Raw genomic sequence first — 12,182 nt, 5'->3', positions numbered from 1 at the left:
TCCGCGTCAAATTACTGATGCGGACAGTATCAAAAAATAGCAATTCATTCGATCCTAAACATATGAAAAATGTAATATTAACATTCCTGCTTCTGAACCTATTTGCTTTTATTGGCAGTGCCAAAGACAATGGACCGAGGATAAAGCTAAATCTAAATGAAGGCTGGAACTTTCACTTTGCTTATGATGTTAGACAGCATACGGCCAAAGAACAGGTTACTTTGCCGCATACCTGGAATGCAAAAGATGTATTTCAGGGAAATCTAAACTACTATCGGGGTACCGGGATTTATCAGCGCGTGCTCCACTATCATCCGGATTGGAAAGATAAACGTGTATTTCTTTATTTTGAAGGTGCCAATTCGGTAGCCGATGTTCTGGTTAACAACCGTTTTGTGACACAACATCGAGGCGGCTATACCGCTTTCTGCGCAGAGATTACCCAGCAGCTTCAGAAAGATGCTGATAATAATATTACAGTAGAAGTGAGCAATGCCGCTCGCGCGGATGTGCTTCCCTTGGCGGGAGATTTCAATATCTACGGAGGACTTCACCGCTCGGTCTGGCTAGTTGTGACGGCGCATAATTGTATTAGTCCCTTAGATTATGCATCACCGGGAATATATATTCGTACTGAAAAAATAACGGCTAAAGAGGCATCCATAAGCGTAAAGACAAGATTGTCTTTGGGCGATGCAGCACAGCGTTTGGAACTGCGCACCCTGGTAAAAAATACCGCTGGAGATGTGCTGTTGAAAAAAAGCAGTATTCTCCAGCGTGGAGATTCGAGTGCGCAGCAACAATTTGTCATTGAAAATCCACGACTTTGGCAGGGCAAATCTGATCCGTATTGCTATCAGTTACAAGTGCAGCTGTTTCAAGGTGATAAATTGGTCGATGCAGTGTCTCAATCCTTTGGACTACGTTCATTACGGGTAGATCCTGATGCAGGCTTTCTATTGAATGGAAAACCATATGATCTATATGGTTTCGGCCGGCACGAGGATATCGAAGGGCGGGGCTCTGCCCTCCAATCTAGTGATCAGGAAAAAGATATGGCACTTATAGAAGAATCAGGCGCTACTGCAATGCGATTGACACATTACCCGCAGTCAAATTATTTTTACCAACTGGCCGATAAAAAAGGTATCGTGTTATGGACAGAAATTCCATTGGTCGGCCCAGGAGGATATACCGGTACGGGGTATATCGATTTGCCGGCATTAAAAGCCCATAGCCGGCAATTATTGACCGAATTGATACGGCAGCAATATAATCATCCTTCGATTGCTTTTTGGGGCTTATTTAATGAATTAAAATTAGACTATGATGATCCTGTCCCTTTTCTGCAGGAACTACAGGTAATTGCAAAAAAAGAAGATCCCGCACGAATCGTGACCTGCGCTTCATTTATGGATACGGATCATTTCAATACGGTGAGCGATGTGATCGCCTGGAATAAGTATTACGGCTGGTATGGAGGCAAGTTTGAAGATATAGGCGACTGGGCAGATGATATGCATCGCAAATTTAAGCATAAGCCGATTGCCGTTAGCGAATATGGTGCTGGAGCGAATATTAACCATCATCAAGAACAGCCCTTGCCACCCGAACCGGGGGGAGATTTTCATCCTGAGGAATGGCAGACAGCCTATCATGAAGCAAATTGGGCAGCATTGGCCAAACGACCCTTTATCTGGGGTAAATTTATCTGGGTATTGGCCGATTTTGGCTCTTCGATCCGTACAGAAGGCGATTTTACAGGCTTGAATGATAAAGGACTGGTGACCTATGACCGTGCAACAAAAAAGGATGCCTTTTATTTTTACAAAGCCAACTGGAACAAGGAGCCCATGCTCTATCTCACCGAAAAAAGAAACAATACGCGCAAGGCCAGTACAATCAGCATCAAAGCTTATACAACATTACCGGCGGCCAGGCTTTCTATCAATGGAAAATTCGTTGGAAGGGGTCAGGCAGATAGCCTACATCGTGTCATATGGCCCCATGTGCCCCTACTTCCTGGCGAGAACAGTGTTCTTGTACAATCTGATGATGGGAAATTGACCGACCAATGTGTCATTCGGCTGGCAGAATGAGTATTGCCCCTCGCTTTTTCCTGTCTTTTTATCGTGCCTGTGGATTCAGCAATAAACGGAATATCCAAATCTATACTGCCTATTTTTTTATACCGTTTTGTGCGATAGCTTGTTCGCGTGGTGAATCTTTTGGAGAGCGTCTGCACATAATGCTTAAGATAGGAGGCAACCCAGCTCAGGTTGTCTCCTATAATGGTCACATACGTTAAGTACGCCAGTTTCTCGGTATATCGATTACCCAATGGATGGAATAAGTCGTATCGTTTGATCTATAGTAAATGTTGCCTTCCCCAAAAGGGCGTAAGGTGAATCTTCACTGGGAACATACACCAGAGTCGCTTTAATCTTTAAGGTATTTGTGGACGGGTCAAAGGAATATTCACACTGCTTGCTTTTCAGATCAAAATAAGAAGAAGGTGATGCCGTTACGTCCACACTTTCAATGCTTTCAATTTTATTTTTTGAGCCAGTTGGTTTTAGTACAAAACGAAAGCCTTGCCCCAGCAAAGGCGCTAATGAGGCCAACTCTGCGTCTGACATGTCCAAGGTGGAGAGTGTTGTATTCGGATATAGCAGTTTAAACTGCTTCATTGACTTAAATTCTACACTACTACTGTTGTGCGTCGTTTCAAGGGAAATATTCCCAGTTGTGATACTGATCCAGTTTTCTTTCAAAATCTCCTGCAAAAGATCATTATCGTCTTTTAAGGGATAAAGCTTGATAATGGACTCTCCCAATCGCCCGAGCAGTCCGATGCTATCCCTGCTGTAATGGCGTATTCTATACTCGTAATACCTCAAGTTGCTGAGGAGATCGCCCTGACCAATGTTGGAGAATATAAACTCGGGCTCCATAGCCATTTTCAGTCGGTAATATGCGGTATCTGACCAGGATTCAAAAGCTTTTCGTGCAGTTATCGTGCCGCTCTGATCAAGACGTACAGCAAAAGGAAGTTTGATGGGATTATTGCTCTTATAATGTGCAGAATCGGCATATACAACTGCTCTCCAACCAACCGGTGAGGAAAGAAATATCGTATTGAGGCTATCCATCAATATTTTTGTTCTGCTGTCGGAGGTTTCTGAAAATATCGGATTTTCATAATTCTTAGAGCAGGACAAGGTGATGATACTGCTCCAAAAGAAAACGAAATATAATGCTAATTGTTTCATGTTAAGGTATATTAATGTCTCGTTTTATTGTAAACTTGTTTCGTACTGCAGGCGTAACTGTTCAAGATCGATATGGTATTCTTGCGATAGAAACTGCGCAAGGGCATCAGCCTTTCGTTGAATTTTCTTTCCGCCTTTGGGATTCTGGAGCAGTTGTTCGAACCTATCGTGATTTGTCACAAAGTTGGAGAATACCTCAGCCATATCTTCGGTTACACTACGGGAGGCATAGGCGCTGACAAATCCATCATCGTTGGCGGTTACCCGCCACTCCCAGTCCGCTTCCCGATAATCCGCCAGCGAGATCTCGGTGAAGTAAGGTGGGATTCCTTTGCGGATATTCAACGTATGCATTATCTCATGGTATATCGTCCCAAAACTTACACTATTGGTATTCATGCCAAACAGAAAAATTGTGCCGTACCCATCTGCAACACCCGCAACACTGCCCGCAGAACCAACAAGCACGAGATTCTTTGGTGAATACTGTTGGATAAAAGATTTGCTTCCGCTTACCTCATTAAATACCTCAATAAAGCTTTTGTTAAATGAAATTAGAAAAGGTTTGACTAGTTCAAGTCTTACAGCCTGATAATTGGTTTCCAGAAAAAAGGGATATCTCGGTGCATCGTATTTGTAATCGATGGAGATATTATAGGGTTTGGTAAACTCTTGCAGTATCCAGTCATTCAGGCTATCAGAGGGTATCAACTCCCTGACAATGCCATTGAGGTTAGGATCCAGTACTACTGGATTTTCTTTTTTGCATGCAACAAGGGCAATGGATAGTAATATGATCATTAGCCTGATCGGGAATGTTTGACCGAGGTCTGTCTTTTTTTTATGTTGAATTTTAGTATTCATCGCTTTTCTATTTAATAATGGATGGACAGTCTGAATTTATCGGGGATTTTGTTGCAGACCATCTTGAATAATGGCATAAAAAGGGAGCAGAAGCTGACGCTGTAATGATCCCGGTGCCAGCGTGAAGGTTTTATTATACTCGTCTTTATGTGTGACCGGGAGATCCAAACGTATAATATCATACCAACGCATACCCGTCTGCATAAATTCCAGCCGTTTATACCAGAGCATTTCGTTCATAAGTGCCGTCTTTGTATCATTGTTCGGGTAATAGGCCGTGAGCTTAGCTAAAGTGAGCCGGTGTCTGGCTGCATTGTAATTGCTGGCCCTTTTGCTGATCCAAAAATTAAGTAGCTTTAGGGCCTGGTCATATTGATTTTGCATAATATAGGACTCTGCCTGATTGAAGAGAACGTCTTCGGTGCTCAGGATGCAGCGATTGCTGTAATAATACGCATAACCATTGCCTATAAGTACCTCTTTTAAGGGATACTTTTCTTCTCTATAATTCTTTTTGGCCAATTCAGATTTTAATATAAAAGCCCATTTGGATACGCCTGAGGCTGTTGGACGAAGGTATAATGCCCTATAGATTGAATCGTTGAGTCCATATCTTACATTGCTGAGGTCATTATTTATCAAGTCCGCCGGTGAAGTAAGCAAGATATTGGCTTTTTCTGAAGCACCGCCATAGAGTATCGCCCAGTTTTCACTCATAGCATAACTTGTATTGTAAGGTCGTATATAATCATTTATGGTATTCCCCGGAAAAAGCAGGGAGCTATATCGCTGGACGGAAGCATAATCTTTCTTTGCCAGATAAAAGCTTGTTGCAAAAGCAAATGCAGCTCTTTTGGTAAAGCGATAGGCTGGATTTTGATATTTTGTATCGTCCACCAAACGCATACCCTCCAGCAGGTCCTTTTCGATCAGCTGGTAGACTTCCCGCACTGTATTTCGGTGGAATTTTGTCTGAATATCGTTTACTGGTTCCTGTACATAAGGGATGCCCATATCCGAGTCAGCGGTGCCTTCATTATAAGGTTTCGCATATAGACCGACCAACATAAAGTGATCATAGGCGCGGATTAACAGGGCTTCGCCTCGGTTATAAGCAAAACGAGTACTGTCGATTTTGCATGCATCCAATGCCTGGTTTGCAACTGCAATCGATTCATAATACCCCTTCCATATATTATCACGGGATCCATAGTCGTTGGAGAAATCCGTGAACCGGAATATGCTCACCTGGGCGGTGTCTCTGTTTATGAGTGGGGTTCTAAAACCCGTATTATCCGATAAAAGTTCCAAAAATACAATGTTCTGAAAATTGGGATAAGCCGACACCAGCATTTGAGCGACTTGTTCAGGTGTTTTTAATTCAACCCGATTGTCAGGAAGTTTATCCAGGTATTTATTGCAACTAACAAGGGAGCATACAAGTAGTGGCAACCAAAGGCTTAGTCCCGCGTATGGCTTGCTAAGCCGAAAGGATTGTATCGTAAATCTAATTTTGTTGATCGTCGTCATCATTTCTAAATTAAAAGTCAGCTTTAAGGGTAAATACAATTTGTTGCTGTAGTGGTTGGGAGACACCTCCGGAACCATAGAACTCGGGATCCTGGCCTCTCAATTTTTTATCTGAATAGAGCAATAGCGCGTTTTGCATACTGATGGCAGCCTGCAATCCGTTTACTCCCAGTGCTTTCGAAGCCTGGTTAGGTAGCTGATATCCGAGACGGATGGATTTCAACCGGACAAAACTACCGTCGGCAACGCGCTCTGTCGATGCGTTGTAGTCCCGGTAACCGGAACCAATACGGGGATTGTTTTCTAAGGTGACAGCATCTATGATGCCCGGCACCACCCCCGGAATTTTTTCATCCCCGGGTAGCTGATAGCGGTTTAACAATTCTCTGGATAAAGAGCTGATATCCCCATAATTCGGTTGAAAAATTTTCGCCATCCGGATTTTATTGCCGGCCTGAAAGGTCGTGAAGATATTCAACGAAAGGTTTTTGTATCGGAAACTATTTTCCAGCCCACCAGTATAAGGGGGGATCGTGGTTCCATTGTATACGAGGTTTGCTGAATTGGTTGACGTATAGGCAACTCCATTTATCGATGGGCCTCCGTCCAGTCCCCGAATGACTGGTCGTCCACTATTGGGCTCCAAGTTGAGATACTGGTACGAATAAAGACTGTTTAACGGTTTTCCGAGCACAGTAGCACCAGCGGCCTGTATCATCACATTGTTATCCGAAATCGCTTTGTAATCGGTGACCTTCCCAAGGTAGTAGGAAAATGTTCCAGTGCTGGACCATTTGAAATTTTCGTTTCTGATGATATCTCCTTTTAAGGTAAATTCGATACCATTTCCTTTCATGGTCGCCACATTTCCTGTCCTGCTGGAACTTCCAGAGGTGCCGCCGGAGATGAGAGGACCGAGAAGATCAAAGTTGTTTTTTTTAAACCAGTCCAGAACCAACTGGAGCCGGTTGTCAAGAACAGATAGGTCAAATCCAATATTGAATGAATGCATTTTTTCCCAGGTCAGCCTATAGTTTGCGAGCTCGGAAATATAAAGGTTAGATTCCCGTTCTGACAAAAATGGCCTATTGTTCCATACGTTTGGATAAACCAGCAGCGAGGCACTGGACGGACCCAGGGTTGCTGTCAACCCATAGCTGCTGCGTAATTTCAATTGGTTGATACCGCTTATATTTTTCATAAACGGTTCGTCCGTCACATTCCAACTTGCGGCAACTGTCCAGGTCGGCAGCCAGCGTGCTGCCCGGTAACTTCCCAGACGATTTGTCCCCTCGTAGCGCAGCGATGCATTCAGGACATACTTATTTTTAAACGTATAGCTTGGAGCGATATAAAAGGCCGAAAATCGCTGACTGGTATTTCCCAAAGAATACAGTGATCCACCTTCCTGAATGGTCTTGGTATAGATCTCAGGATCAATAAAAGGGACGCCGCCCAAATAGTATTGATAGCCGAAATTGTTGGAAACAAAGGTCTGTTGGTCGGTGGAGGTCATTTGCTGTCCCCCGAAGACCATCAGGTCATGGTCATTCCATTGATCAGCATAGGTAAATTCATTGCGGATATCATAAGACTTAAGCGATATTTCCTCCCGATTGTATATACCGCCGTAAGGCATAACAACACGTTTTACGTCCAGGGGATCAAAAGGATCTTTATACAGCAGACTATTTGCATCCCTAACGACAACATTGTCGTTCGCCCGATAGGCCTTGGCCCGGTTTGAATTTTCTGTGGCTTCCAGTTCCTGTGTGGTGCGGGAATAGCGTACACTCCCCTGAAAGAGATACTTTAATTTGCTGGATACCTTATATTCTAAATTTCCCGTAGTACGAACATCCAATAGGCTGATATTCGTTCTATTTTCATTTAATTCATTGACAATATTAAACGGGGCAAGATTCTGGCGATAGTACTCGAAGTTGCCATTATCATCGTAAGCTCGGGCAATCCGGCTGGTTGTCATGGCATAATTGAAGGGGTTGATATCATAGTTACGGACATAGCCGCCACTATATGCCGGGTCAAAGATCCTGGAAATACTACCGGGAGCCCGTTGGAAACGGGTACTTCCATTGACCGTAAAATTGGTTGTGATGCGGTCGCTCAATTTCGCCGTATTTCTTGCATTGACTGTATAGCGGTTTACCTTGTCGCCAAGGGTCCAGCCATTGTCGTTGTAAAAATTACCCGACACATAGGTTTGCGAACGTTCCGTACCACCGCTGATGCTGATCGAATGGTCTTGGAGCAATGGCGTTTTAAAAAGGACATCGAACCAATCTGTATTGTTCAGTGCATATTTTTTTAAATAAGCATCAATGGCTTCGGGCGTATTTTCCACCGCAAATTGACCGGTTCCATCACCATCCAATAGTTCCGCCAAATTTCCCAGCGGTCCTGTGGTGTTGCGATATCCCATGGAATAGATGTTTAGATGTCCTTTGCGAAACAGTTCCGCATAGACACTCATCTGTTCAGCGGAATTCATAATGTCGTAATTTTTATAGGAAGGTTTGAGATAAGTGGAAATATTGGTGTTGTAGGTAAATCGCATCTTGCCTGTCGTACCCTTTTTTGTGGTGATGACCACCACACCATTTGCTGCCCGCGCGCCATAGAGGGCAGTAGCGGCAGCATCTTTTAGGATGGTTAAAGATTCTACATCACTCATATTGATGCCCGCGACAGCAGATGAAAGTAAGGTTATCGGGTCTCCACTGGTCAACTGATCATTACTGACGTTAGCGATATCGTCCAGGACCAGTCCGTCAACAACCCACAGCGGTTTATTGCTGCCCAATATGGAAGTGACGCCTCGGATCTGGATGCGTGGAGCAGAACCGAAAGTACCCGATACATTGTTGACCATTACGCCCGCAGCTCGACCTTCCAGCGAGCGGCTGAGATCGACTACACCGTCGAGTTTGATGTCGTCCATTTTTAATACAACTGTCGCGCCCGGAAATTTTCGTTTATCTATTTTTTGAAAACCGGTATTTACTGTGACATCCACTTCCTGCATGGCCTGGGTTGTTGTGTGGAGGACAATTTTTCCCATATCAGCGACTGCTGTCCGCTGTTTCGGTTCATAGCCGACCGAACTGATTACCAGTGTGGCACCGACAGAAACCTTTTCCAGCCTGAAAAAGCCATCTTTTGCAGATGCGGTCTGAAGGCTTGTACCTTTGACCTTAATGCTGACTCCGGATAGTGGTTGCGATAGGCTATCGATAACCTGTCCTGTGACCGTGATCTTCTGTTGCGGAACTGTTGTGGCCGAGGCTACTGCGGCTAGGGGCATAGTTATTTTTTTGCTGTGTAAAGTCATGTGCTGTCCTGATGTTTTTGCGCTCAGTTGTGTCAGGAACGCAATCATAAAAAGAATACATAATTTTACGGTTCGCCAAATAGGTTGGAGAATAGGGAGGCTTAGCTTTTGCAGCTTAAATGAAAAATCATACATTTGATAATTGATAGGTTTGAGGCAGTACAGTTAGTTTGCCGCTTAAGGTACCGCCGATTAAAAAAAATGATAAGACCTGTCCAATGGTAAAGCGCTCCTCTGAGGAGGGCTTTTACTTTTTATTCAATTTTTTCTGTCATCGCTATTGGTTGGTTATTAATTGGTATTTTTCTAAAACTAATTGGTCATTTTATTCCCGTATAGGTGTCTGATATCGGTGAAACCTCCAGATTACATACAAGGAATGAGCATAAAAACCAAGTCTTTTCCCGTTCGTTTATCCGTACAAAAGAATTTAGGTTCATGCTTAGCTATCAGGAAATTTCTTTCTCATACGATACAGTATGTAAATCAGTATAATTCTTGGCATGGTGTTCATAATCAATAATATATCTGTCCTTCTATAACGCTTCCTTTTTACGTGGGCTGCCGCCAGGTGAAATCCTAACTGACATAAGAATCAAAAATTTTGCTTTCATAATCTATTTGGTCATTGGTTTTTTTGATCGTTAAAAACGAATAATGTAAACAAGACGGTTAAGTCGGGCAATTGTCCCTAGGAAATTGAAAATATTTTTACAAATGCGGTGAAATAGGGGACTATAATAAGAATGAACATGTCGGTCATAATGCTGACATTGGTACGGTCATCTTTGATCTGACCTGTACAGCAATTGTCAAAATTTCTGAAAGTCAATACGGAATATCTCGGGAGTCTTAATAAATTACTTTTGGGGATCACAGAAAAGCAGGAGCTAAAATATGGTTGAGAAAGGTCCTTGAACATTATAAGCCATAAAACTTTTACTAAACAAAATTTATACAGGCTCTAAAAAAAAATAAAAATAATTAGGGACAATTTAAAGTCTTGATCGTCTATCCAATGTAACGGTCAGTTATTGGCTGTTGGTATTCACCATCTTAGGGTAGTGAAGTATATAAAAATTTAGCAATTAATTTATTAATGAGATGAAAAGAAAAAAAAGAAATGAAGTTACCGTTTATCGGCAATATCTGCCGCCATTGGTAGAAATTGAGATCATCGAATTGGAAGCAGGTATTGCCACCAGTTCGGCCATCATCAGTAATCCTGGTACTGATCCAGCCACGACACAAATCAAGGAAGAATGGAAAGATACTGGTAATTTTGATAACACTATGAATTGGTAGTAACCTAATTTTGAATTGGATAATGAAAAAATATATACTATTATTAATCGGTTCCACAGCTTTAGCCCTGGGACTATTTTCATGTAATAAAGATTATAAGGACGGTGGTCGGGCAACTATCGCGGTTAATATTGCTGAAACCACATTTGCGGGCCAAAAAAAATTGGCAGGCAAACAGGCGGCTATTCAGCCCATGAACGCCAATCAAGAACAGCATGTTCAAAGACAGAATGTTGTACTGAATGATAATTTAATGATCATAGCAGAACTGTCTCCGAATAATGAACGTCAGCAGCAAAGGCTACAGGCATCTTCTAACTCCTCCAAGCGAGCGGCGGTTCAACAGGATCTACAGGGGGATGTTCGTTACAAATTGTTGGTTTATGCTAACAATGGCACTTATGTCACTGAGCGGGATTATATCCGTAATCGAGAAAATCTGACTCCAGAGCTTGTGTTGGATGGTGGCCAAAGCTATACATTTGTTGCGTATTCAGTCAATAGTACGACCGATCTACCAGCAGTGAATTTCGGCGATCCGGCAAATAAGACATTGTCGAACTCTAGTCTTCAAAATGTAAGTGGTAATGCTGACCTGATGTATTTCAAACGGCAAATGACCCTTAACAGTGGACAGAATGATCTGAACATTGTACTGACACATCAATTCAGCAGGATTACGAGCACAATAGATGCCACAGCGACAGGATTTCCCATCAGCGCCTTGACGGCATCTTTCAGTACACATTCTCCATTCGCAAATTTACAGCTGGAAGATGGACTCCTTACCCGTTTAGGAACAGCGGTAAACAATCCAGTAACGTCATTCACCGGACTTAATTCTATGGTCGTTAAAGGCGCTCCTGTTCTTTTGAATACCAATACTACCACTGGATCGTTTATACTTGGCTCCATCAAGATCGGTTCTTTGACTCAGACAAATAAAATACCGTTTAATGCTTTGGTTATTGAACCTGGGGTGGATTATACACTCACATTGACTATTGCAGTGGCGGACGGCTATTCAACCCATATGGGAATACCGGTGGTCAGCATCAATGGAAAGGTTTGGATGCGTCATAATCTAGGAGCTGATTATAGCCTTGATCCTGATCAGAATCCTTCAGTACAGGGATTAATTGGAAACTATTACCAATGGGGGCGACCTGCAATTGTCGCCGATGGGTTTACAAATCCGAATATCATTTCCGGCTGGACGTCAAATGAAGTGACAGATGCTACACTATGGAACAGTGGTACAGAGGCGACTCCGATCAAAACGGTAAATGATCCTTGTCCGGATGGCTTCCGTGTGCCGACAAGAACAGAATACTTTAGATTGGTAGCAGATGCCACAACATCCAATATCGGAAATTGGACAGGTGGAGATACAAACTATTCCGCGGCAAAAGTATTGACCAGCAAACGTAAAGCGGATGTGGTGATGACCCTTCCATCTGGTGGATACCGTAATTTCGATCAGGGGCAACTGCTTGGCCGAGCGCAGGATTCTTATTATTGGTTTACCACGACAACAGCTGGGGGTAATTTTAATATTAAATCTACAGGTGTAACGATAGGTGGTGTAGCCGGTGGAATGACAACCTTTGGTAGAAATATTCGCTGTATCAAAGAATAAAAAGTATTCGCAAGAAAGCGTGTTTAATTTACGGACCAACTATCAGATGCGATAGTTGGTCTTTTTTATAATCACGACAGCAATAAAAGTCAAGCAGATACTGCTTTAACGATGAGCATCTCTGATACCGGTATCAATCCGACAATAGCCAAAATCCTAAAAAACTGAAAGCGCTGTCAATAGTTCATAACTGCAATGAATAGTCCATAACAGTAATTAA

At 42.8% G+C, this 12,182-nt stretch carries 7 protein-coding genes; 3 read left to right on the top strand and 4 right to left on the bottom strand.

Annotated elements, in window-relative coordinates:
• Positions 1 to 62: 62 nt before the first annotated feature.
• On the top strand, positions 63 to 2,099 hold the full coding sequence (locus tag BWD42_RS07745) for a glycoside hydrolase family 2 protein (protein WP_175991995.1): 2,037 nt from the start codon (positions 63 to 65) through the stop codon (positions 2,097 to 2,099).
• Positions 2,100 to 2,333: 234 nt separating this feature from the next.
• On the opposite strand, the gene BWD42_RS07740 is transcribed toward BWD42_RS07745, so the two are convergent.
• Genes BWD42_RS07740 through BWD42_RS07725 form a run of 4 tightly spaced genes read right to left on the bottom strand, consistent with a single transcriptional unit; the run spans position 2,334 to position 9,066 of the window.
• Positions 2,334 to 3,272: a DUF4302 domain-containing protein gene (locus tag BWD42_RS07740; RefSeq protein WP_077434720.1), complete on the bottom strand. Its 939-nt coding sequence runs from the start codon at positions 3,270 to 3,272 to the stop codon at positions 2,334 to 2,336.
• A gap of 24 nt (positions 3,273 to 3,296) precedes the next feature.
• Entirely contained in the window at positions 3,297 to 4,136 is an 840-nt protein-coding gene (locus BWD42_RS07735; protein ID WP_077434718.1) for a substrate import-associated zinc metallohydrolase lipoprotein, read from the bottom strand.
• 36 nt (positions 4,137 to 4,172) lie between these two features.
• Positions 4,173 to 5,669: a RagB/SusD family nutrient uptake outer membrane protein gene (locus BWD42_RS07730; RefSeq protein ID WP_175991994.1), complete on the bottom strand. Its 1,497-nt coding sequence runs from the start codon at positions 5,667 to 5,669 to the stop codon at positions 4,173 to 4,175.
• 7 nt (positions 5,670 to 5,676) lie between these two features.
• Positions 5,677 to 9,066 carry a SusC/RagA family TonB-linked outer membrane protein gene (locus tag BWD42_RS07725; protein WP_175991993.1) on the bottom strand — a complete coding sequence of 1,130 codons (3,390 nt, stop codon included), beginning with the start codon at positions 9,064 to 9,066 and terminating at the stop codon, positions 5,677 to 5,679.
• A gap of 1,056 nt (positions 9,067 to 10,122) precedes the next feature.
• Between BWD42_RS07725 and BWD42_RS07720 the strand changes: the two genes are divergently transcribed.
• Both BWD42_RS07720 and BWD42_RS07715 read left to right on the top strand, forming a co-directional pair.
• Positions 10,123 to 10,323 carry a hypothetical protein gene (locus BWD42_RS07720; RefSeq protein WP_077434712.1) on the top strand — a complete coding sequence of 67 codons (201 nt, stop codon included), beginning with the start codon at positions 10,123 to 10,125 and terminating at the stop codon, positions 10,321 to 10,323.
• Between the two features lie 22 nt (positions 10,324 to 10,345).
• Positions 10,346 to 11,962 carry an FISUMP domain-containing protein gene (locus tag BWD42_RS07715; protein WP_077434710.1) on the top strand — a complete coding sequence of 539 codons (1,617 nt, stop codon included), beginning with the start codon at positions 10,346 to 10,348 and terminating at the stop codon, positions 11,960 to 11,962.
• The last annotated feature ends 220 nt before the right edge of the window (positions 11,963 to 12,182 follow it).

It is taken from the genome of Sphingobacterium sp. CZ-UAM (assembly GCF_002000245.1).
GTDB lineage: Bacteria > Bacteroidota > Bacteroidia > Sphingobacteriales > Sphingobacteriaceae > Sphingobacterium.
The sequence above is the reverse complement of the archived record's forward strand: the minus strand, read 5'-3'. Positions and strand labels throughout refer to the sequence as shown.

What these genes read in the sequence shown, in the direction of transcription:
- BWD42_RS07745 (WP_175991995.1), top strand. Translation starts at nt 63, where the DNA reads ATGAAAAATGTAATATTAACATTCCTGCTTCTGAACCTATTTGCTTTT.
- BWD42_RS07740 (WP_077434720.1), bottom strand. Translation starts at nt 3,272, where the DNA reads ATGAAACAATTAGCATTATATTTCGTTTTCTTTTGGAGCAGTATCATC.
- BWD42_RS07735 (WP_077434718.1), bottom strand. Translation starts at nt 4,136, where the DNA reads ATGAATACTAAAATTCAACATAAAAAAAAGACAGACCTCGGTCAAACA.
- BWD42_RS07730 (WP_175991994.1), bottom strand. Translation starts at nt 5,669, where the DNA reads ATGATGACGACGATCAACAAAATTAGATTTACGATACAATCCTTTCGG.
- BWD42_RS07725 (WP_175991993.1), bottom strand. Translation starts at nt 9,066, where the DNA reads ATGATTGCGTTCCTGACACAACTGAGCGCAAAAACATCAGGACAGCAC.
- BWD42_RS07720 (WP_077434712.1), top strand. Translation starts at nt 10,123, where the DNA reads ATGAAAAGAAAAAAAAGAAATGAAGTTACCGTTTATCGGCAATATCTG.
- BWD42_RS07715 (WP_077434710.1), top strand. Translation starts at nt 10,346, where the DNA reads ATGAAAAAATATATACTATTATTAATCGGTTCCACAGCTTTAGCCCTG.